We start from the raw sequence: 20,217 nt of genomic DNA on the forward strand, positions 1-20,217 counted from the left end.
GAGGTGCGTGCCCCGGCGTCGCGGGCCCGGCAGTGATCCACAAGAGACGCCCCAGCCTCCGCGCGGGCCGGTGCCCGCGGGCCGGTCCGCCGGTCCGCGGGCACCGGCCCGTGCGCGGGGCCCGGGCCTGCCCCGTCGGTCAGTACTTGGGGGCGCCGCGGCCGCGGAGCAGGTTCGAGGCCCGGCGCTCCCGCGCGCCCCAGCAGGCCCGGTGCCAGTGCCGGCGGTCGTCCACCCCCGCGCCGTGCGTCGGCCAGGCCACCACGTGGCCCACCCCGGGCGGGATCTCCTGGTCGCAGCCGGGGCAGCGGTAGAACCGGCCGGCCGTCCCGGCCACCGTCTGCACCACCCAGTCCTCGCCCTGGTAGCTCTCCGTCCGGCGCAGCGAGCCGCCCAGCGGTGCGGCCGGCTCCGTCGGATCCTGGTCGGCGGCGCTCTTGATCCGGTTGCGTCGGGGCGACACGGCGGGCTACCTCTCTACGGGTTGCGGGAACCGTTCCAGCCTACGGCCGGGCGCCACCGGCCCGGGTCACTATCACGGCATCGGTGGATGATCGGGTGTTTCCTGGGAGATCCACCCGTTTCTCCGGGAAATTGGTGGTCCGGCGTGCCATTGGCACATGACATGGGCTACTCACGAGGGGACAGGCGGGGCCCGCGTACCCTGCGTGCACCCGAGGAGGCCTCTGAATGACCAGAACCAGCGCCCGCGCCGAGACCCGCCGACCCGTCGGGGTCCGCCCGCCGGCCCCCGGCCCGGTGCTGACCACGACCGTCACGGCCACCGCCGGCACCCCGGTGCCCGCGGTCCAGCGGACGCTCCCCGCCACCGCGGACACCGCACCGGTACGGGTCGGCGCCTTCCTGCTCTCCGCGCAGTTCCCCGGCCAGACCCACGGCGAGGCACTGGACCGCACCGTGCGCGCCGCCGTCGCGGCCGAGCAGGCGGGCCTGGACAGCGTCTGGCTGGCCGAGCACCACTTCGTCCCGTACGGGGTCTGCCCGAACGCCGCCACGCTGGCCGCCCTGCTGCTCGGCCGGACCAGGCGGATCGGCGTCGGCACCGCGGTCAGCGTGCTCTCCACCACCCATCCGGTGGCGCTGGGCGAACAGGCCGCGCTGCTCCACCTCACCTCCGGCGGGCGCTTCACGCTCGGGGTGGGGCGCGGCGGCCCGTGGATCGACCTGGACGTCTTCGGCGGTGGCGTGGACGCCTTCGAGCAGGGCTTCCCGGAGCGGCTGGACCTGCTGCTGCGCTGGCTGCGCGGCTCCCGGGTGGGTGCGGCCGGACCGCAGTTCAGCTTCCCCGAGGTGGCCGTCGTGCCCCGGGCCACCGAACCGCCCCGCCGGCCGGACCTCGGCGCCTGGCTGGGCCTCGACGACCGGACCGGACTGCTGCGCTTCCCCCGTCAGCGCCAGGACGCCGACGGACCCGCCGACGAGCAGCTCACCACGTCGGGGCGGCCCGCCGCCGGGCCGCCGGTGGTGGTCGCCTGCACCTCGCCCGGCGGGGTGCGCACGGCCGCCGAACGCGGCCTGCCGATGCTGCTCGGCATGCACTCGGGCGACGACGACAAGCTGCACATGCTGGAGCTGTATCGTTCCGCCTGGCTGGCCGCCGGACGCGGCGAGGAGCAGCTGCGCCGGGTCTCCCGGCTGCACGTCGCGGCCGGCGTGGCCCAGGTCGACGACCGCACCTCGGCGGCCCGGGCCACCCTGCTGCGCGCGATGCCCGGGTGGTTCGAGTTCGGGCTCGGCGCCCACCGCACGGTGGACGGCCGGGAGCGCAAGATGAGGGACCCGCGCCAGTACACCGAACTGCTCTGCGACCTGCACGCGGTCGGCACGCCGAAGCAGTGCGCGGACCGGCTCCTGGCCACCGCCGAGCGGACCGGCATCCGCCGCTTCGCCCTGCTCGCCGAGGGCAGCGGCGACCGGGAGGCCACCCTGAACAACATCGCCCGGCTCGGCTCCGAGGTCCTGCCGCAGCTGGGCTGAGCTCCGGCCGCTCGCCCCGGACCCTGCGGCCCGGAGGCGAGCGGGCGATCAACAGTCGCGGAGCTCGTCGGACTGGTTGAGCAGCTGTTCGCGGACCGAGGTGAAGCGCTCGTAGCGCTTCTTGTTGGCGGACGACGGCACGAACACCGCCACCCGGTGACAGTTCTGGAAGGCCAGCTGGACACCGAAGTGCCGCTCCAGGGCGCCCCGGATGGCGTTGCTGGCCAGCGCCCGCAGGAGCTGGCCCCTGGCCTGCTCGCTGGGCGGCGGTACGTGGTTGTCGGCGAAGTCGGTGCCGTCGACCTTCGCCTGGGCGACCAGCGAGCTGATCAGGTCCCAGGCGTACGGCAGGGAGACGCGGACGCACTCGACGAACTCCCGCTCGTCGACAGCGTCCCGCTCGGCCTTCTCCAGGAGGGCCGGTGAGACGTCGAGCGACATGGGTTCTCCTCTCGCGGACCACCCGCGCAGCGCCCGGGTGGTGATGCGTAGTCCAAGTCCAAGCTGAGGGTGAGGGTGGGGACGCGAGTGTGTCCGGAACGCCGTCGGACGGGTGTGACGCCGTAGGACGGCCGGTTTCCGGCACCGCGCCGACGCGGGGGCGCCGATGACCCGAGGGTCGTGGTCGGGGGCGCCGGCCGCTCAGAACAGCGTGGCAGTCAACGGCGGGCCAGGCCGTCGATTCCGGCTGATTGCTCCGGGAATGCATCCCGATGCACCAGAATGGCCGGATCCTGTCGGATCGTTCATCTGAAGTCTCCATCCCCGTTGACAGCGATCCCGCAAGCAAGCCGTCACACACCGTAGCGGCCTATGGTGGTGGCCGCCAGGGTGCCGACAGGCTTTCGCGGGATCGCCGGGCATCCATGTTCGCGGGGTTCGCGGATTCTTCACCCGGTCGTCGTGGAATCGCATCAACTGGCCCCGGTGGGCTAGCGTGGTCGACCGTGCGTCTCGTAATTGCCCGCTGCTCAGTCGACTATGCCGGTCGGCTCTCCGCCCATCTGCCCTCCGCCACCAGGCTCATCCTGGTCAAGGCCGACGGCAGCGTCAGCATCCACGCCGACGACCGCGCCTACAAGCCGCTCAACTGGATGTCCCCGCCGTGCGCCCTCAAGGAGGCCGACGGGGTCTGGACGGTGGAGAACAAGGCCGGCGAGAAGCTCATCATCACGCTGGAGGAGGTGCTGCACGATTCCTCCCACGAGCTGGGGGTGGACCCCGGCCTCATCAAGGACGGCGTCGAGGCGCACCTCCAGGAGCTGCTCGCGGACCGGATGGAGGTGCTCGGCCCGGGCTGGTCGCTGATCCGCCGCGAGTACCCGACCGCGATCGGCCCGGTCGACATCCTGTGCCGCGACGGCGACGGCACGACGATCGCCGTCGAGATCAAGCGGCGCGGCGAGATCGACGGCGTCGAGCAGCTCACCCGGTACCTGGAACTGCTCAACCGCGACCCGCTGCTGGCGCCGGTGAAGGGCGTCTTCGCCGCCCAGGAGATCAAGCCGCAGGCGCGCGTGCTCGCCACTGACCGCGGCATCGGCTGCGTGGTCCTGGACTACGACGAGCTGCGCGGCATCGACGACGACAAGCTGAAGCTCTTCTGAGCCGCTAACTTCCGCTGGGCGACGGGGACGTCGCGGACGCCGTCGGGCTCGCCGAGCCCGGCGGCGTCGTCGTGTCCGTGGGCGTCGGGCCGGGCGTCGCCGGCACGGTCGCCGGCGGCGTGGTCGCGGGGGGCTGGCCGGGCTGCCCGGTCGGCTGGGTACCGCCGCCGGTGCCCGTTCCCCCGGTCCCCGTGTTCCCGCCCCCGCCTCCCGTCCCGCCGCCGGTACCGCCCGCGCCCGTCCCGCCCGCGGCCCCGCCCGTCCCGCCCGTCCCGCCCGCCGGGGGCGGTGGCGGGTTCTGGGCGGGGGGCTGCGAGGGCGGGGCGGCGGTGGTGCTCTGTCCCTGGCCCGGCGAGCGGGTCGGCCGCTTCGACGCGGACGCCGGGGCGGAGGCCGACGGCGACCCGGACGGCGTGCGCGAGGCCGTCGCGCCGCCGCCCGGCACGGGCTCCTCCGCCGGCTCCTCGTCCGCCGGAGCACCGGTCCCGTCGGTCGGCGCGGCGGCCGGGACCGGGGCCGACGAGGGCGATCCCGGGCCGGTCGGCCGCGGGGTGCCGGAGCGCGGCGAGGGGCCCGCACCGGGCGGCGCGGCGCCGTCGTCGGTGCTGCTGTGCGGGTCCTGGCCCCGGTCCTCGCCGCCGGCCGTCATCCCGACCGCGGTGCCGAGCACGCCCAGCGCCAGGACCGCCGCCGAGGCCGCGATCGCCGTGCGTCTGGCCCGGCCCGGCCCGGCCACCGCCCCGAACTTCAACGGCACCCGCGCGATGGCCCGCAGGGCCGGCCGACGGGCCGCCGGTGCCCCGGCCGGCGCCGCGGGCGGCAGCTGCCGGCCCTCGGCGCGCAGCAGGTCGAGCATCCGGCGCGCCCCGGCCACCCCGCGCTGCTCGCCGAGCGTGCCGCGCAGCGCGAGCGCGGCCTCCAACTCGGCGACGGCGCGGCCCGGTTCGCCGACGCAGACGGCGTACACCCCCAGCTCGTGGCGGAACCAGGCCTCGTCGGCCCGGGAGCCGGTCCGCCGGGCCGCCTCCAGGCCGAGCTGCAGGGCCCGCTCCCAGGCCCCCCAGCGCAGCGCCAGCGCCAGCGCGGGGGCCGCCGCACGGGCCAGCCGCCGCACCGCGTCGTGCCGGCCCGCGGTCCGGTCGGCGAGCAGGACGCCGATCACCACCTCGGCCTCGGCGGCGATCTGCGGCAGCGAGACCGAGGTGTGCCCGACCCACCAGGCGAAGTGCTGGGCGGCGCCGTCGACGCTGTCCCGGGCCGGCCAGTGCGGGGCGAGCAGCTCCAGCGCCCCGGCGGTCAGCCGGTGGTGGCCGCCGATGGACACGGCGAGTCCGGCGTCGGCGAGTTCGGCGAGCGCGCTCTCGCCCTGGCCGACGTCGATCAGCGCGGGCAGGTGCGGGGCGGTCGGGCACTCGCCGCCGAGCGCCACGGCGAGTCGCAGGACGGCCCTGGCGGTCTCGCCGAGCCCCTCGGCGAGCCGGACGGCGGGCAGCGAGGACTCGGCGACCGAGGGCAGCGGCACGGTGTCGCGCAGCACCGCCTCGCGGACCGCCGGGTCGGGATCGTGGACGGGCCCCTTCACCGCGCCGAAGACGTCCAGCCGGTCGTCCTCGGCGGCGACCAGCGCGTCCACCGCGACGTCCCGCTGGCGCAGCAGCGCGGCGGCCTGGACGAAGCGCAGCGGCAGCCCCTCGGACTCGAACCAGAGGTCCACCGCCCACGCCTTCTCGGCGGCGTCCAGCGGCCGCCCGGCCAGACGGGCGGCCAGGGCCAGGCAGGCGGGGCGGGAGAGGCCGGCGACCAGGTGGTCCCGGAGCCGGGATCCCGGGCTCAGCAGCGGGCTCTCCGGGGCGACCGATATCAGGAAGGAGCAGTCGGGGGCGGCGGCGAGCAGTTCCTCCAGCTCGGCGCCGACGGGCTCGGCCTCGTCGATGACGACGATCGCGGCGACCCCGGCGAGGTGTTCGGCGATCCGGTCCGGGCCGGGGCGGTAGCCGGGGGCGTGGTGGGTCGCCGCGAAGAGGTCCTGGAGCAGGTCGGCGGCGGTGCGGCGGTGGCCGCACAACTGGACGACGCCGCCGGGCGCGAGCGGGCCGGCCGCCCCCGCGACGGCGGACAGCAGGGCGCTGCGTCCGGAGCCGGCCTGACCGACCAGGCGTATCGAGCGGCCCTCGGCGAGCAGGCCGAGGAGCTGGGCGATGTCGGCCTCGCGGTCGAGCAGCGGCAGGTCGGCCGGGCCGGCGCCGAGTGCGAGCGGTCCGACCCTGCGGTCGGCGTCGCCGGCCGGGCCGCGGGCGGGCCCGCCGGGGCCGGTCCTGCGGGGGCGGGGGCGCCACTCCTCGGGGCAGGGCCGGACCTCGGAGCCCTCGGGGCCGCCGACCGTCACCAGCAGGCCGCCGGTGACCAGTTCACCGCTCCGGGTGCGCACGGACTCCTGCCGGAAGTCACCGGTTGGCTGTGCCACGTTCTGCTCCGCCCCACGCTCGCGCCGTCGACTGGGACCGGCGGCCGTCCGCCGGCGAGGGCCGGGCCGGGCGGGCCGTGTCCTGACGCCAGACTCTCGCACATCCGCACCCGCCCGCGCAGCGCCGTCCGCAAGCCCGGCGGCCCGGGCGGCCGCGGCGGGCGGAGCGGGCCCGCGGGGCGCCGGGTCAGACGGCGGGCAGGCCGGCGCCGAGCGGGTCCGCGTCGACGCCCTCGACGGCGAGGATGCGGTGCAGCCGGGTGGCCACCAGCAGCCGCTGGAGCTGGGCCGGGACGGAGCGCAGCACCAGCCGGCGGCCGATCCGGCCGGCCCGGCGGTGGGTCCCCATGATCACGCCGAGGCCGGTGGCGTCCCAGAACTCCAGCCGGGCGAGGTCGAGGACCAGGTCGCCGAGACCGCCGTCGACCGCCTGGTGCAGCCGGGCGCGCGCGTCGGCGGCGGTGCGCACGTCGAGGCGGCCTTCGATGGCCAGCGCCGCGTGGTCGCCGGTGATGCGCATGCTCTCCTCCTCCGCGTGGCGGTCCCGGGTCCTCCGCGTGGCGGGCCCGGGTACGGGTGTGCCGGTGTCGGCCGGGTGGGTGGGTGTGTCGTGGGTGCGGGTGTGGTGGGTACGGGCGTCGTGGGTACGGGTGTCGCCGACGGTCCCGGGCCGCGGGGGTGGTGGCGGTCCGGGTGCCGGGCGGACCCCGGGGGCCCCGCGCACCGGCCCCGGCCGGAATGCCGGGTTCCCCGTCATCCATCTGACGGTGGGCCGGGCCCCTGGGTTGCTGGTTCCGGCCGGATCTGAAGCAACTTCACTCGTCCGAGGGAATATACGCAGGAACTCTCCACACCTACGCTCGATTACCGCCCAAATCACCCGTCCGCGGCACCGGCGTGAGGAAACTCACCGTCCGGTAGCACGGGCCGCATGGCCTACGGCCGTACGGCCCGTCCGTTCACCGACTCATCGGCCGGGCGGCCCGGTGACGCTCCGGCAGGGCACCCGCCGGGGTCACTTGCCCGGGTGCGGGTAGAAGCCGCGGCCGCTCTTGCGGCCGAGGTCGCCGGCGGTGACCATCCGCGCCATGATCTCGGGGGCGGCGAACTTCTCGTCCTGGGTCTCCTGGTAGATGTTGCGCGCGGCGTGCAGCAGGATGTCCACGCCGGTCAGGTCCGCGGTCTCCAGCGGGCCCATCGGGTGCCCGAAGCCGAGCCGGCAGGCCGTGTCGATGTCCTCGGCGCTGGCGACGCCCGACTCGTAGAGCTTCGCGGCCTCGACGACCAGCGCGGTGATCAGGCGGGTGGTCACGAAGCCGGCCACGTCCCGGTTGACCACCACGACCTCCTTGCCGACGCCCTCGGCGAAGGCCCGGGCGGTGGCCAGGGTCTCGTCGCTGGTCTTGTAGCCGCGGACCAGCTCGACCAGCTTCATCAGCGGCACCGGCGAGAAGAAGTGCACGCCGACGACGGACTCGGGGCGGGAGGTGGCGGCGGCGATCCGGGTGATCGGGATCGCGGAGGTGTTGGAGGCGAGCACCGCGCCGTCCTTGGCGAGCCTGTCGAGCTCCCGGAAGACGCCCTCCTTGACGTCCAGCTGCTCGAAGACCGCCTCGACCACGATGTCCGCCCCGGCGACCGCGCCGAGGTCGGTGGTGGTGGTGATCCGGCCGAGCGCCGCCTCGGCGTCCCCGGCGGTCAGCCGGCCCTTGGAGACGAACTTGTCGTACGAGGCCCGGATACCGTCCAGCCCGCGCCGCAGCGCCTCCTCGGTCACGTCGCGCAGGACCACCGGGTGCCCGGCCCGGGCGGAGACCTGGGCGATGCCGGCGCCCATCAGGCCGGCCCCGATCACGGCGATCTGCTTGTTGGACGCACTGCTCATGGCTTGCTCTCCCGATGCCGTCGCCGCCCGGGTGGGCGGGCCCCGAAGGCGGCTCAAGGCAGGGATCACCCGCCGAGCCGCATCGCTCATGGGCCGGACTTTAGTGCCCAGACGGTGCCCGTGGTGCCATCCGGAGGTGTGATCTGCAACCGACCTGGGCGGGCGGGTGAACCGGCTGATCAGATCATCATTCCGAGGTCCTGGGCCAGGATCGCCGCCTGCACCCGGCTGCGCAGCCGCAGCTTCGCCAGGATCCGGCTGACGTGCGTCTTGGTGGTCGCCTCCGCCATCTCCAGCCGGCCCGCGATCTCGCCGTTCGACAGCCCGGCGCCGATGCAGGCGAGCACCTCCCGCTCGCGCGGGGTCAGCTCGGCCACCGCCGTCCGGACCTCCGGCCCCACCGTCCGCCCCGGCCTGGCGAAGGTGCCGATCAGCCGCCGGGTCACCGAGGGCGCCAGCATGCCGTCCCCGCGCGCCACCGTACGGATGCCCTCGACCAGCGCGTCCGCCTCCAGGTCCTTCAGGAGGAACCCGGCCGCCCCGGCGCGCAGCGCGCCGTAGACGTACTCGTCCAGGTCGAAGGTGGTCAGCACCAGGACCTGCGCCGCCCCGGCCGCCACCACCTCGCGGGTCGCCGAGACGCCGTCCAGCCGCGGCATCTGGACATCCATCAGGACGACGTCCGGCCGCAGCTCCAGGGCCAGCCGGACGGCCTCCTCGCCGTCCGCCGCCTGCCCGACCACCTCCAGGTCCGGCTCGGCCCGCAGGATCATCACCAGCGCCGCCCGGACCGCCGCCTGGTCCTCCGCGACCAGCACCCGGATCGTCATTCCCGTTCCGCCCCTTCCTCCGACGCCGGCGTCCGCGGCAGCACCGCGCGCACGCTCCAGTTCCCTTCCCGCGGACCGGCGTCGAAGCTGCCGCCCAGCAGCGAGGCCCGCTCCGCCATGCCGATCAGCCCGGCCCGGGCACCCGGCAGCGACTGGCCCGCCCCGCGCCGGAACGGGCTGTCCACGGCGATCCGCAGCTCCCCGGGACGGAAGTCCAGCAGCACCCGGACCTCCCCCGGTCCGGCGTGCTTGAGCGCGTTGGTCAGCGACTCCTGGACGATCCGGTACGCGGCCAGCCCCACCGGCACCGGGATCTCGCCGCGCTCGCCCCGCTCGGTCAGCCCGAACCCCAGCCCGACGTCCTGCCCGGCCGCCCGCGCCTTGGCGAGCAGGCTGTCCACCGCCGAGAGGTCCGGCGCGGCGTACGACTCGTCGGCCTCGCCGCCGCCGCTGTCCCGCAGCAGCCCGATGATGCGGCGCATTTCGGCCAGCCCTTGGACGCTGTTCTCCCGGATCACCGCGAGCACCTCCAGCACCGGGTCGTCGGCCGGCCGCCGCTGACGCCGGGCCACCGACTGCGCGCCGGTGGCGTGGATCGCGATCGCCGACAGGTGGTTGGCCACCACGTCGTGCAACTCGCGCGCCATCCGCGCCCGTTCGGCGACCACCGCCTCCCGCCGGTCCATCTCCGACAGCAGCGCGGTCTGCTCCGCCCGCAGCCGCTGGGTCTCCGCCTCCTGCCGGTGCTTGCGCACGATGTCCCCGCTCCACAGCGGGCCCAGGAAGACCAGGGTGGTGACCACCGCGACCGTGACCGCCGTGCCCGGATCGCCGTAGACGAAGGACAGGGTCGTCAGCACCAGCACCGAGGCGGTCCCGGTGGCGTGCAGGATCGGCGACATCCGCCGGGGCCCGTACACCACCGCCGCGTAGAGCAGGTCGGTGTACATCATGGTGGTCGCCAGCAGCGCGCCGGTGAAGATGCTCCCGGCGAAGACCAGCCCGCCGAGGACCGCGACCAGGATCGGCCTGGTCCGCCGGACCAGCTCCAGGGCCGCCATCGCCAGCAGCGCCGGCAGCACCTGCCAGCGCGGGATCGCCGAGGAGTGGTCGTACACCTCGAAGGCGATCAGCAGCAGCCCGCCGAGCAGCCCCGCGAGCGCGATGCCCGCGTCGACCTGCCGCGGGGTGGGTGTCGGTCTGCGCACGCCCCCATCAGATCATCCCGGGCCGGTGCCCGGCTCCGGTGCCGGGAGGAGCCGGGCTACATCGAAAGATGCAGCCCGGGTCCGTCCCCGGCGACGACGCGCGCGCGAAGGGGCTCCGGAAGTCTGGAGACATCACCGAACGCCGGAGCAGACCATGATCGTCACACTCGTCATCTCCGCCGAGGTCGCCTTCTGGGTGGTTCTCGCCCTGGGCCTGGCCACCCGCTACCTGCTGCGGTGGCGCAGGGTCAGCACCGTCCTGCTGGTCGGGCTGCCCGTGATCGACCTCGTGCTCTTCCTTCTCACCCTCTTCGACCTGCGCGGCGGCGCCACCGCCTCCTGGACGCACGCGCTCGCGGCGAGCTACCTCGGCTTCTCGGTCGGCTACGGCCCGTCCGTGGTCCGCTGGGCCGACGCGCACTTCCTGCACCGCTTCGGCGGCGGTCCGAAGCCGCTGCCCGCGCCGAAGTACGGTGCCGGCCGGAGCCGCCACGAGTGGCGGATCTGCCGCCGCACCCTGGTCTCGGTCGCGATCACGCTCACCCTGATCACCGTGCTGAGGCTGCTCTCGGACGCGCCCGGAACCGCGGTGTTCGACCAGTGGTACTGGAAGCTGGGCATCGCCGCGGTGGTGAACACCGTGGTCGCCGTCTGCTACATGGTCTGGCCCAAGGAGCCGCCGGCCGGCGCGGTCGTCGAGGACGGCCGGATCACCGGATGGCGGATCCCCGAGCGCTCGGACCGCTGACTCAGCGGTTCTCCCCCGGCACCCACAGCACGTCGCCGCGCTCCTTGTTGGCCGAGCGGGCCAGGATGAACAGCAGGTCGGACAGCCGGTTGAGGTACTTCGCCGTCAGCGGGTTGACGGTGTCCCCGTGCGCGTCGATCGCCGCCCAGGTGGCCCGCTCGGCCCGGCGCACCACGGTGCAGGCCAGGTGCAGGTACGCGGCGCCCGGGGTGCCGCCGGGCAGGATGAAGCTGCGGAGCTTCTCCAGCGACGCCAGGTAGTGGTCGCAGTCCGTCTCCAGCTTGTCGATGTAGGACTGCTCGACCCGCAGCGGCGGGTACTTCGGGTCCTCCACCACCGGGGTGGCCAGATCGGCGCCGACGTCGAAGAGGTCGTTCTGCACCCGGGTCAGCACCACGACGAGGTCCTCGGGCAGCGCGCCGGCGGCGACCGCCACCCCGATCGCGGCGTTGGCCTCGTTGGTGTCCGCGTACGCGACCAGGCGCGGATCGGTCTTGGTCGTGCGGCTCATGTCGCCCAGCGCGGTGGTGCCGTCGTCGCCGGTGCGGGTGTAGATGCGCGTCAGATTGACCATGCGGGCCAGCCTAGCCGGGCCGTCAGGCGACGTTGACCCGCTGTCCGGGCGGCGCGGCCTCCAGCCAGGCGAGGAAGCCGGTGAGCGCGTCCTCGCTCATCGCCAGCTCCAGCGGGGCGCCGTTGTGCAGACATCGCAGCACCACCGAGCCGGAGAGCAGCGCGAGCTCCTCCTGGCCCTCCGGGTAGCGCCGGCCGAGGACCTCGATCTCCCGCCGCGGCAGCACCCGGCGCGGGCGCGGGGCGTACGAGAAGACCCGGAACCACTCGATGGAGTCGCCGCTGTAACGGCCGATACCAAAAACCCACCCCTTGCCATCGGTCTGGGGGACCGGGGCCGGGGTGGGTTTGCCGTTCTCGTCGAGGTCGGGCTGCGTCGAGGCGTCGGCCGGCATTTTGAGCCGGTAACTGCAGTCGAACGTGCCGCCGACCCGCTGGATCACGCGGCGGCGTACCGCGAACGCGACCAATCCGATCACACCGAGGGCCACGACCGCCGCACACACCACAAGGGCGAGGACCATGCTCACCTACCTCCTCGCTACCCGCGTTCCCCGTGTCGGTCGTACCAGGCGACCGCGTTGACCTACCAACTGAGACGACAGTCCCGGGGTCACGCTCACGCGTCCCCGGGACCGTCGCTCGACCCCGCTCGGGCGGGGTCCGGCACACTCAGGCGTGGGCCTTGAGGCCGCGCGCCGCGAACAGCCGCACCTCGGCGCGCCGCTCGGCGTGCTCGTCGAGGTCCGACTTGGCCTTCTCCAGTGCGCGCTCGGCACGCGCGACGTCGATCTCGTCCGCCAGCTCGGCGATCTCCGCGAGCAGAGACAGCTTGTTGTCGGCGAAGGAGATGAAGCCGCCGTGCACCGCGGCGATGACGGTGCCGCCGTCCGTGGTCCGGATGGTGACCGGTCCGGTCTCCAGCACGCTCAGCACCGGGGTGTGACCCGGCATGATGCCGGTGTCACCGGAGGCCGTACGGGCGACGACGATGGTGGCCGCACCGGACCACACCTTGCGGTCGGCTGCGACCAGCTCGACGTGCAGCTCAGCCAACGTGGGCTCCTAGGCTCGTGCAACGCCCGATTACTCGGGAGTTTCGGTAAGAATAACGGGCCCGCGCCCCCGGCATGAAACCGGCGGCACGGATTTGACCGGAATCACAGCCGGTGCGACGCGAGGGGTGGGTCCCAGGGCTGGGGCCCACCCCTCGCGATCACGCCCGGCCGCTACCGGCCGTGACTACTTCTTCGCCAGCTCGGCGGCGTTGCGCTCAAGGTCCTCGATGCCACCGCACATGAAGAACGCCTGCTCCGGAATGGAGTCGTACTTGCCGTCCGCGATCGAGTTGAAGGCCTCGATGGTCTCCGACAGCGGAACGGTCGAGCCCTCGACACCGGTGAACTGCTTCGCCACGTAGGTGTTCTGCGAGAGGAAGCGCTCGATGCGGCGGGCACGGTGAACCGTGACCTTGTCCTCCTCGGACAGCTCGTCGATACCGAGGATCGCGATGATGTCCTGGAGGTCCTTGTACTTCTGCAGGATCCCCTTGATACGGATGGCCGTGTCGTAGTGGGTCTGCGCGATGTACCGCGGGTCGAGGATGCGGGACGTGGAGTCCAGCGGGTCGACGGCCGGGTAGATGCCCTTCTCCGAGATCGGGCGCGACAGAACGGTGGTCGCGTCCAGGTGGGCGAAGGTGGTGGCCGGGGCCGGGTCGGTCAGGTCGTCCGCGGGGACGTAGATCGCCTGCATCGAGGTGATCGAGTGACCGCGGGTCGAGGTGATGCGCTCCTGCAGGAGGCCCATCTCGTCGGCCAGGTTCGGCTGGTAGCCCACCGCGGAGGGCATGCGGCCGAGCAGGGTCGACACCTCGGAACCGGCCTGGGTGAACCGGAAGATGTTGTCGATGAAGAGGAGCACGTCCTGCTTCTCGACGTCACGGAAGTACTCCGCCATGGTCAGCGCGGAGAGCGCGACGCGCAGACGGGTGCCCGGCGGCTCGTCCATCTGGCCGAAGACCAGCGCGGTCTTGTCCAGAACGCCCGAGTCGACCATCTCGTCGATGAGGTCGTTGCCCTCACGGGTGCGCTCGCCGACGCCGGCGAACACCGACACACCACCGAAGTTCTCGGCGACGCGGTAGATCATCTCCTGGATCAGAACGGTCTTGCCGACACCGGCACCACCGAACAGACCGATCTTGCCACCGGTGACGTACGGGGTGAGCAGGTCGATGACCTTGATGCCCGTCTCGAACATCTCGGTCTTGGACTCAAGGTCCTTGAACTCCGGGGCCTTGCGGTGGATCGGCCACCGGACCTCGACCTGGGACTCGAACTCGCCCTTGTCGACGTTCAGGACCTCACCGAGGGCGTTGAAGACCTTGCCCTTGGTGATCTGGCCGACCGGCACCGAGATGGCGGAGCCGGTGTCGGTGACCTGCGAACCACGGACCAGACCGTCGGTCGGCTGCATCGAGATGCCGCGGACCAGGCCGTCGCCGAGGTGCTGGGCGACCTCAAGGGTCAGGGTCTTGGTGCCCGTGCCGTCGGGGTTCTCGACCTCGACGTGCAGGGCGTTGTACATGTCCGGGATGGCGTCGACGGGGAACTCCACGTCGACGACCGGGCCGATGACCCGCGCGACGCGGCCCGTCGCCGTGGTCGGCTCAACAGTGGTGGTCATACTCATTCGCTCCCCGCGCTAGCGTCGGCCAGGGCGTTCGCGCCACCGACGATCTCGCTGATTTCCTGGGTGATCTCGGCCTGACGGGCCGAGTTGGCAAGCCGCGTGAGCGACTTGATGAGCTCGCCGGCGTTGTCCGTCGCGCTCTTCATGGCGCGGCGGCGGGCGGCGTGCTCGGAAGCGGCCGACTGCAGCAGCGCGTTGTAGATCCGGCTCTCGACGTACCGCGGCAGCAGCGCGTCCAGGACGCCCTCCGCCGACGGCTCGAAGTCGTACAGCGGGAAGATCTCCGCCTTCGCCGGCTTCTGGTCGCTGAGCTGGACCTCGTCCAGCTTCAGCGGCAGCAGCCGGGCGTCGACCGCGTTCTGCGTCAGCATCGACACGAACTCGGTCGAGACCAGGTGGAGCTCGTCCACACCGTCGGTCTCCGCGGTGAAGGCCTCGATCAGCTCGGAGGCCACCGTCTTCGCGTCCCCGTAGGTCGGCTTGTCGGAGAAGCCCGTCCACGAACCCGCGACCTTGAGGTTGCGGAAGCCGTAGTACGAGACGCCCTTGCGGCCGACGATGTACGTCACCACGTCCTTGCCCTCGGCGCGCAGGCGCTCGGAGAGCGTCAGCGCGGCCTTGATGGCGTTGGTCGAGTAACCGCCGGCCAGACCGCGGTCCGCCGTGATCAGCATGACCGCGGCACGCGAGGCGCCCGGGTTCTCGGTGGTGAGCGGGTGCTTGGCGTTGGACCGGGTGGCCACCGCCGTCACCGCCCGGGTGAGCTCATCGGCGTACGGAGTGGAGGCGGCCACCGCGCGCTGCGCCTTGACGATGCGCGACGCGGAGATCATCTCCATCGCCTTGGTGATCTTCTTCGTCGCGGTGACAGAGCGGATCCGGCGCTTGTAGACCCGAAGCTGTGCTCCCATGGGTCGTTACGTCCTTTCCCTCGCTACCGGACTCAGGCCTGCTCGGAGAGCAGCTTGCCGTCCGCGGTCTGGTAGCCCGCCTTGAAGCTCTCGACGGCCTTGGTCAGCGCGTCGACGGTGCCGTCGGCGAGCAGACCGGTCTCGACGATGCCGGCGAGCAGGTCCTTGTGCTGCAGGCGGACGTAGTCCAGGAACTCGCGCTCGAAGCGGCGGATCTCCGCGACCGGGACGTCGTCCAGCTTGCCGGTGGTGCCGGCCCAGATGGAGACGACCTGCTCCTCGACCGGGAACGGCTGGTACTGGCCCTGCTTCAGCAGCTCGACCATGCGCGCACCGCGCTCCAGCTGGGCCTTGGAGGCCGCGTCCAGGTCGGAACCGAAGGCGGCGAACGCCTCCAGCTCGCGGTACTGGGCGAGGTCCAGACGCAGACGGCCGGCGACCGAGCGCATGGCCTTGATCTGGGCGGAGCCACCGACGCGGGAGACCGAGATGCCGACGTTCACGGCCGGGCGGATGCCGGCGTTGAACAGGTCGGACTCCAGGAAGCACTGGCCGTCGGTGATCGAGATGACGTTGGTCGGGATGTACGCCGAGACGTCGTTGGCCTTGGTCTCGATGATCGGCAGACCGGTCATCGAGCCGCCGCCGAGGGCGTCGTTCAGCTTGGCGCAGCGCTCCAGCAGGCGGGAGTGCAGGTAGAAGACGTCACCCGGGTACGCCTCGCGGCCCGGCGGGCGGCGCAGCAGGAGGGAGACGGAGCGGTAGGCCTCGGCCTGCTTCGACAGGTCGTCGAAGATGATCAGGACGTGCTTGCCGTCGTACATCCACTCCTGGCCGATGGCCGAGCCGGTGTACGGGGCGAGGTACTTGAAGCCGGCCGGGTCGGAGGCGGGAGCGGCCACGATGGTGGTGTACTCCAGCGCGCCGGCCTCCTCCAGGGCGCCGCGGACGGACGCGATGGTGGAGCCCTTCTGGCCCACGGCGACGTAGATGCAGCGGACCTGCTTCTCCGGGTCGCCCGAGCGCCAGTTGTCGCGCTGGTTGATGATCGTGTCGACGGCCACCGCGGTCTTGCCGGTCTGGCGGTCACCGATGATCAGCTGGCGCTGGCCGCGGCCGATCGGGGTCATCGCGTCGATGGCCTTGATGCCGGTCTGCAGCGGCTGCTTGACCGACTTGCGGGCCATGACGCCCGGAGCCTGGAGCTCCAGGGCGCGGCGGCCGGTCGAGGCGATGTCGCCCAGGCCGTCGATCGGGTTGCCCAGCGGGTCCACGACGCGGCCGAGGTAGCCGTCGCCGACCGGGACGGAGAGGACCTCGCCGGTGCGGCGCACCGTCTGGCCCTCCTCGATGCCGCCGAACTCACCGAGGATGACGACACCGATCTCGCGGGTGTCGAGGTTCAGCGCGAGGCCGAGCGTGCCGTCCTCGAACTTCAGCAGCTCGTTCGCCATCACCGAGGGGAGGCCCTCGACATGTGCGATGCCGTCCGCCGCGTCAGTGACCGTGCCGACCTCTTCCACAGAAGCGGCGTCCGGCTGGTACGACTGGACAAAGTCGGCCAGCGCGTCCCGGATCTCCTCCGGACGGATCGTAAGCTCCGCCATCAGGCTTCCCTGCTCTCCTAGTTTGCGATCCTCGGCCCGCCATTGAGGGCCGCAAGTACTCGACTCTCGGCCGGGTCGTATGAACCGGCCGTACGATTTCCCGACTCCGGTGGAGCCGGTTCCCGACCGAGGGTCGGATGTGCTGCTTCGGTGTGCTCAGCCTTCGAGCGACTGACGAGCGCCCTCCAGGCGGCTCGACACGGTGCCTTCGATGATCTCGTCACCGATCTGCACCCGGACACCGCCGACGACCTCGGGGTCGACGTCGATGTTCAGGTGGACCTGGCGGCCGTACAGCCGGCCGAGGGCACCGGACAGGCGCTCCTTCTGGCCGTCGGACAGCGGAACCGCGGTGGTGACCAGGGCCACCACCCGGCCGCGCCGGGCCGCGGCGAGCTTGGAGTAGGACTCCAGCCCCTGCTCCAGGCTACGGCCACGGGGAGTGTTGACCAGGCTGGTGACCAGCCGCACGGTGCCCGCGTTGGCGCGGCCGCCGAGCAGCTTCTTGATCAGGGCCGCCTTGGCGACGGCACCGGCCTTGGGCTCGGTCAGCGCGGCGCGCAGCTCGTGCGAGCCGCTCACCACCCGGCCGAACCGGAAGAGCTCGTCCTCGACGTCGTCCAGGACACCGGCCTTGTCGGCGGCGGTGACCTCGGCGTACGCGGCCAGCTGCTCCGTGGCGTCGACCAGGTCGCGGGCACCCGACCAGCGGGACCGGACCAGACCGGAGACCAGGTCGACCGTCTCGCCGGAGACCTGGCCGGCCAGCAGCGAGGAGGCCAGCTGCGCCTTGTCCTGGCCCGACCGCGAGGGGTCGGTCAGGACGCGGCGGAGCGAGACCTCACGGTCCAGCAGGGCCGTGACGGCGGTGAGCTCCTCGGCGAGCTTGGCCGCGTCCACCGAGGTGGAGTCGGTCAGGCTCTCCAGGTTCTGCCGCCCGGCGGCGAGAGCCTCGCGGCTGGCGCCGATCACTTGGCCGCACCCTGAGCAACGGCGGCCTTGGCCTCCAGCTCGTCCAGGAAGCGGTCGACGACGCCGCTCTGCCGCGTGTGGTCCTCAAGGGACTCACCCACGATGCGGGACGCCAGCTGGGTGGCCAGCGAGCCCACGTCCTGGCGCAGGGCGGCGGTCGCCTGCTTCTTGTCGGCCTCGATCTGGGCGTGGCCGGCGGCGACGATGGCCTCGCGCTGGCGCTGGCCCTCCTCGCGCATCTCGGCGAGCTGGGCGGCACCCTGCTCGCGAGCCTGCTCGATGATGCGAGCAGCCTCGTGACGCGCCTCGGCGAGCTCGGCACGGTACTGCTCAAGCGTGGCCTGAGCCTCGGCCTGAGCGGCCTCGGCGCGCTCCATGCCGCCCTCGATCGCGTCCCGGCGCTCCGACAGCACCTTCTCGATGCTGGGGAGGAGCTTCTTGCCGAGGATCCCGAAGACGATGAAGAAGCAGAGCAGGCCGATGATGATCTCGGGCCATGCGGGCAGAAGGGGGTTCATGATCTCCCCCTCCTCCGCGAGGTGAGCCGCGATGCTCATATCTGGACCTTCCTCGAAGGGTCTACGGCGGGAATTACTTGGGGCCCTGGCCGAAGACGAACGGCATGACGATGCCGATGAGGGCGAGCGCCTCGGTCAGCGCGAAGCCGATGAACATGTTGGAGCGGATCAGGCCGGCGGCCTCGGGCTGACGGGCCATGGCCTGGACACCGTTGCCGAAGATGAGACCGACACCGATGCCGGGGCCGATCGCGGCGAGGCCGTAGCCGATGGAAGCGACGGAACCGTAGACGCCGACCTCAGCGAGCATGCTCATTGCAATGTGTCCTTTGCGGGGATGGTGATCCGGTGGTGATTGGCCACCGGGCGTTCCGGGGGTGGTTCAGGAGGGCCGCAGCCCCTGGCTCAGTGCGCCTCTTCCAGGGCACCGGCGATGTAGCTGCTGGCCAGCATCACGAAGATGTAGGCCTGCAGGAACTGGACCAGCAGCTCGAAGGCGGTCAGGCCGATGGCGACGACGAACGAGGCCGTGCCGTACAGCGCGCCCAGGGTCGGGCTGAGCAGGTACCAGGAGGCGATGGAGAACATCACGATCAGCAGGTGGCCGGCGAACATGTTCGCGAAGGCTCGGACCGCGAGCGTGAAGGGGCGCACGAAGATGTTCGAGAAGAACTCGATCGGCACCAGGATGAACATGACCCAGCCGGGGATGCCCGAGGGCCAGCAGAGGTTCTTGAGACCGCCGACGAAGCCGTGCTTCTTGAAGGTCAGCGTCATGTAGGTGATCCACACCACCGCGGCCAGGCCGGCCGGGAACGCGATCGCCGCCGTCACCGGGAACTGGGCGAACGGGATGACCGACATGATGTTCAGCAGCCACACGAAGAAGAACATCGAGACCAGCATCGGGACGTACTTCTCGCCCTTTTTGCCGATCGTCTCCAGCACGATGGAGCGCTTGACGAAGTCGTAGCCGATCTCACCGACCAGCTGCAGCTTGCCCGGGACCAGCTTCGGCTTGGCGAACGCGGCCCAGAAGAACACCACGACCAGCGCGGCAACGATGATCGACAGCAGCATCGGCTTGTTGAACTCGAAGCTACCGATCGTGAAAATCGGCTCGAACTGGAACTCGTTCAGGCCCGGGGCCGGGAAGCCGCAGCCAGCGTCCCCGAAGTGGCAACTGCCTGAGGCGAGGGACGTGAGTTCAGCACTCACCACGGACTCCTTCGTCGTGACGCATGGTTACGGCAACCTCGCTGTGTCGGCGTGGCCTGCGACCACGGAGCGGCACTGGAACTTGATGGGTATCTCGCCGACCCCGCGCGACAGTGCACTGCACCAGAGCGGGATCATCGAAGACTGCGCGGATCCGGGGGGCGATCGGTCCGCCGTGCGGACAGACCAGGCCTCTTCCCGTACTCCGTTGTTGCGACGGACGATAGCAGCCCGTCAGTGCGGCATAAACACCGCCCCCCTCGTTGGGGGGACAGTGGGGCGCCGTCACTGTTGACGCCCCTTGTCGGAAGGCTTGTCGACCTTCTTTTCAGAGGCTTCGGGGTCGACGTAGAAGGTCTTCGCCTTGAGCGCACCGCGCACCTGGAACCCGGTCCAGATCAGCGCGCAGCCCAGCAGCGTGAAGGCGAAGGCCTGCCGGTTGAAGAGCTCGGTGTCCTTGAACACCGCCAGCACGATGCCGACCAGCAGGATCTGGGTGGTGTACACCAGCAGCGCGGCGGCCATCAGGATCTGGGGGTTCGACCTGGTCAGCCGGTCGAGCGCGACCTGGCCGAAGGTGAAGAAGGCCATCACCAACAGGGCGCCGAAGAGTGCTCCGAGCAGGCCCTTGCCCCCGGCGACGGCGAAGGAGATCGCCATCGCGATGACTCCGGCGATCGCAGTGGGGATCGCGGCGCCCCGGAGGATCCGGACGTCGTTGGACGGCATGTCGGCAACTCCGGCGGCATGTCGATGTGGCGGGGGACGGGCACAGAAAAGCGGTGATGACACCGGACCGGAACCACCGCGGACCGGCCGCTCGACGGCGAGCCCGTCGAGGGGGACCCACCAGGGACGGAAGTCATCCACCTGTCAGGTCTTTCGGCGTGTTCTCAGTACTCGTGAACGGTATCACAAACTATTTGATGAGAGCTTTACCATGAATGTGTGGCACCTGTCACACCGATGGCTCAACAGTGCCGC

Annotated in this window: 21 protein-coding genes; 3 read left to right on the forward strand and 18 right to left on the reverse strand. The window is 71.9% G+C overall.

Annotation, left to right across the window (positions count from 1 at the left end; all coding sequences use genetic code 11):
* Positions 1-139 precede the first annotated feature (139 nt).
* Positions 140-463: an ATP/GTP-binding protein gene (locus ACFCX4_RS15360; RefSeq protein ID WP_376142512.1), complete on the reverse strand. Its 324-nt coding sequence runs from the start codon at positions 461-463 to the stop codon at positions 140-142.
* Positions 464-690: 227 nt separating this feature from the next.
* On the opposite strand from ACFCX4_RS15360, the gene ACFCX4_RS15365 reads away from it, so the two are divergent.
* Positions 691-1,998, forward strand: coding sequence for an LLM class flavin-dependent oxidoreductase (locus ACFCX4_RS15365; protein WP_376142514.1), 1,308 nt, complete (start codon positions 691-693; stop codon positions 1,996-1,998).
* Between the two features lie 48 nt (positions 1,999-2,046).
* Here the strand turns inward: ACFCX4_RS15365 and ACFCX4_RS15370 are convergent, their stop codons facing one another.
* The gene (locus ACFCX4_RS15370; RefSeq protein ID WP_376142516.1) at positions 2,047-2,439 is read right to left on the reverse strand and encodes an SCO5389 family protein; all 393 of its coding nucleotides are present in this window, start codon (positions 2,437-2,439) and stop codon (positions 2,047-2,049) included.
* A gap of 506 nt (positions 2,440-2,945) precedes the next feature.
* On the opposite strand from ACFCX4_RS15370, the gene nucS reads away from it, so the two are divergent.
* Positions 2,946-3,605: an endonuclease NucS gene (nucS, locus tag ACFCX4_RS15375; protein ID WP_376142518.1), complete on the forward strand. Its 660-nt coding sequence runs from the start codon at positions 2,946-2,948 to the stop codon at positions 3,603-3,605.
* 4 nt (positions 3,606-3,609) lie between these two features.
* On the opposite strand, the gene ACFCX4_RS15380 is transcribed toward nucS, so the two are convergent.
* The 5 genes from ACFCX4_RS15380 to ACFCX4_RS15400 form a co-directional block, all read right to left on the reverse strand.
* Positions 3,610-6,069: an ATP-binding protein gene (locus ACFCX4_RS15380; protein ID WP_376142520.1), complete on the reverse strand. Its 2,460-nt coding sequence runs from the start codon at positions 6,067-6,069 to the stop codon at positions 3,610-3,612.
* 187 nt (positions 6,070-6,256) lie between these two features.
* Positions 6,257-6,589 carry an STAS domain-containing protein gene (locus ACFCX4_RS15385; RefSeq protein WP_376142522.1) on the reverse strand — a complete coding sequence of 111 codons (333 nt, stop codon included), beginning with the start codon at positions 6,587-6,589 and terminating at the stop codon, positions 6,257-6,259.
* Between the two features lie 495 nt (positions 6,590-7,084).
* Positions 7,085-7,954, reverse strand: a complete 870-nt coding sequence (locus ACFCX4_RS15390) for a 3-hydroxyacyl-CoA dehydrogenase family protein (RefSeq protein WP_376142524.1) — start codon at positions 7,952-7,954, stop codon at positions 7,085-7,087.
* 179 nt (positions 7,955-8,133) lie between these two features.
* Positions 8,134-8,784 carry a response regulator gene (locus ACFCX4_RS15395; protein ID WP_376142526.1) on the reverse strand — a complete coding sequence of 217 codons (651 nt, stop codon included), beginning with the start codon at positions 8,782-8,784 and terminating at the stop codon, positions 8,134-8,136.
* Positions 8,781-9,992: a sensor histidine kinase gene (locus ACFCX4_RS15400; protein WP_376142528.1), complete on the reverse strand. Its 1,212-nt coding sequence runs from the start codon at positions 9,990-9,992 to the stop codon at positions 8,781-8,783. The genes ACFCX4_RS15395 and ACFCX4_RS15400 overlap by 4 nt, the downstream gene beginning before the upstream one ends.
* A 154-nt stretch (positions 9,993-10,146) precedes the next feature.
* Here ACFCX4_RS15400 and ACFCX4_RS15405 point away from each other — a divergent pair, with 154 nt between their 5' ends.
* Positions 10,147-10,740 carry a hypothetical protein gene (locus tag ACFCX4_RS15405; RefSeq protein ID WP_376142530.1) on the forward strand — a complete coding sequence of 198 codons (594 nt, stop codon included), beginning with the start codon at positions 10,147-10,149 and terminating at the stop codon, positions 10,738-10,740.
* A 1-nt stretch (position 10,741) separates the two neighbouring features.
* Here ACFCX4_RS15405 and ACFCX4_RS15410 read toward each other — a convergent pair whose 3' ends face one another.
* The 11 genes from ACFCX4_RS15410 to ACFCX4_RS15460 form a co-directional block, all read right to left on the reverse strand.
* Positions 10,742-11,314, reverse strand: coding sequence for a cob(I)yrinic acid a,c-diamide adenosyltransferase (locus tag ACFCX4_RS15410; RefSeq protein WP_376142532.1), 573 nt, complete (start codon positions 11,312-11,314; stop codon positions 10,742-10,744).
* 22 nt (positions 11,315-11,336) lie between these two features.
* Complete coding sequence (locus ACFCX4_RS15415; RefSeq protein ID WP_376142534.1) at positions 11,337-11,837, reverse strand: DUF2550 domain-containing protein; 501 nt, start codon at positions 11,835-11,837, stop codon at positions 11,337-11,339.
* A gap of 148 nt (positions 11,838-11,985) precedes the next feature.
* Positions 11,986-12,369, reverse strand: a complete 384-nt coding sequence (locus tag ACFCX4_RS15420; RefSeq protein WP_030302765.1) for a F0F1 ATP synthase subunit epsilon — start codon at positions 12,367-12,369, stop codon at positions 11,986-11,988.
* Positions 12,370-12,555: 186 nt separating this feature from the next.
* A complete protein-coding gene (gene atpD, locus ACFCX4_RS15425) occupies positions 12,556-14,001 on the reverse strand; it encodes a F0F1 ATP synthase subunit beta (protein WP_376142536.1) in 1,446 nt (481 codons plus the stop codon).
* A gap of 2 nt (positions 14,002-14,003) precedes the next feature.
* Complete coding sequence (locus ACFCX4_RS15430) at positions 14,004-14,918, reverse strand: F0F1 ATP synthase subunit gamma (protein ID WP_376142538.1); 915 nt, start codon at positions 14,916-14,918, stop codon at positions 14,004-14,006.
* A gap of 32 nt (positions 14,919-14,950) precedes the next feature.
* On the reverse strand, positions 14,951-16,525 hold the full coding sequence (atpA, locus tag ACFCX4_RS15435) for a F0F1 ATP synthase subunit alpha (protein WP_376142540.1): 1,575 nt from the start codon (positions 16,523-16,525) through the stop codon (positions 14,951-14,953).
* A gap of 156 nt (positions 16,526-16,681) precedes the next feature.
* Positions 16,682-17,497, reverse strand: coding sequence for a F0F1 ATP synthase subunit delta (locus ACFCX4_RS15440; RefSeq protein WP_376142542.1), 816 nt, complete (start codon positions 17,495-17,497; stop codon positions 16,682-16,684).
* On the reverse strand, positions 17,494-18,054 hold the full coding sequence (locus ACFCX4_RS15445) for a F0F1 ATP synthase subunit B (RefSeq protein WP_376142544.1): 561 nt from the start codon (positions 18,052-18,054) through the stop codon (positions 17,494-17,496). The genes ACFCX4_RS15440 and ACFCX4_RS15445 overlap by 4 nt, the downstream gene beginning before the upstream one ends.
* 34 nt (positions 18,055-18,088) lie before the next feature.
* The gene (atpE, locus tag ACFCX4_RS15450; RefSeq protein WP_030302757.1) at positions 18,089-18,331 is read right to left on the reverse strand and encodes an ATP synthase F0 subunit C; all 243 of its coding nucleotides are present in this window, start codon (positions 18,329-18,331) and stop codon (positions 18,089-18,091) included.
* A gap of 89 nt (positions 18,332-18,420) precedes the next feature.
* A complete protein-coding gene (gene atpB / locus ACFCX4_RS15455) occupies positions 18,421-19,233 on the reverse strand; it encodes a F0F1 ATP synthase subunit A (protein ID WP_376142546.1) in 813 nt (270 codons plus the stop codon).
* Between the two features lie 285 nt (positions 19,234-19,518).
* Positions 19,519-19,962, reverse strand: coding sequence for a hypothetical protein (locus tag ACFCX4_RS15460; protein ID WP_376142548.1), 444 nt, complete (start codon positions 19,960-19,962; stop codon positions 19,519-19,521).
* Positions 19,963-20,217 lie beyond the last annotated feature (255 nt).

Origin of the sequence: Kitasatospora sp. NPDC056327 (genome assembly GCF_042261735.1) — a bacterium.
Classification (GTDB): domain Bacteria; phylum Actinomycetota; class Actinomycetes; order Streptomycetales; family Streptomycetaceae; genus Kitasatospora.

Bases quoted from the DNA above. Each gene is read 5' to 3' on its own strand.
- ACFCX4_RS15365 (WP_376142514.1), top strand. From the start codon at position 691: ATGACCAGAACCAGCGCCCGCGCCGAGACCCGCCGACCCGTCGGGGTC.
- ACFCX4_RS15370 (WP_376142516.1), bottom strand. From the start codon at position 2,439: ATGTCGCTCGACGTCTCACCGGCCCTCCTGGAGAAGGCCGAGCGGGAC.
- ACFCX4_RS15385 (WP_376142522.1), bottom strand. From the start codon at position 6,589: ATGCGCATCACCGGCGACCACGCGGCGCTGGCCATCGAAGGCCGCCTC.
- ACFCX4_RS15390 (WP_376142524.1), bottom strand. From the start codon at position 7,954: ATGAGCAGTGCGTCCAACAAGCAGATCGCCGTGATCGGGGCCGGCCTG.
- ACFCX4_RS15395 (WP_376142526.1), bottom strand. From the start codon at position 8,784: ATGACGATCCGGGTGCTGGTCGCGGAGGACCAGGCGGCGGTCCGGGCG.
- ACFCX4_RS15405 (WP_376142530.1), top strand. From the start codon at position 10,147: ATGATCGTCACACTCGTCATCTCCGCCGAGGTCGCCTTCTGGGTGGTT.
- ACFCX4_RS15410 (WP_376142532.1), bottom strand. From the start codon at position 11,314: ATGGTCAATCTGACGCGCATCTACACCCGCACCGGCGACGACGGCACC.
- ACFCX4_RS15415 (WP_376142534.1), bottom strand. From the start codon at position 11,837: ATGGTCCTCGCCCTTGTGGTGTGTGCGGCGGTCGTGGCCCTCGGTGTG.
- atpD (WP_376142536.1), bottom strand. From the start codon at position 14,001: ATGACCACCACTGTTGAGCCGACCACGGCGACGGGCCGCGTCGCGCGG.
- ACFCX4_RS15430 (WP_376142538.1), bottom strand. From the start codon at position 14,918: ATGGGAGCACAGCTTCGGGTCTACAAGCGCCGGATCCGCTCTGTCACC.
- atpA (WP_376142540.1), bottom strand. From the start codon at position 16,525: ATGGCGGAGCTTACGATCCGTCCGGAGGAGATCCGGGACGCGCTGGCC.
- ACFCX4_RS15445 (WP_376142544.1), bottom strand. From the start codon at position 18,054: ATGAGCATCGCGGCTCACCTCGCGGAGGAGGGGGAGATCATGAACCCC.
- atpE (WP_030302757.1), bottom strand. From the start codon at position 18,331: ATGAGCATGCTCGCTGAGGTCGGCGTCTACGGTTCCGTCGCTTCCATC.
- ACFCX4_RS15460 (WP_376142548.1), bottom strand. From the start codon at position 19,962: ATGCCGTCCAACGACGTCCGGATCCTCCGGGGCGCCGCGATCCCCACT.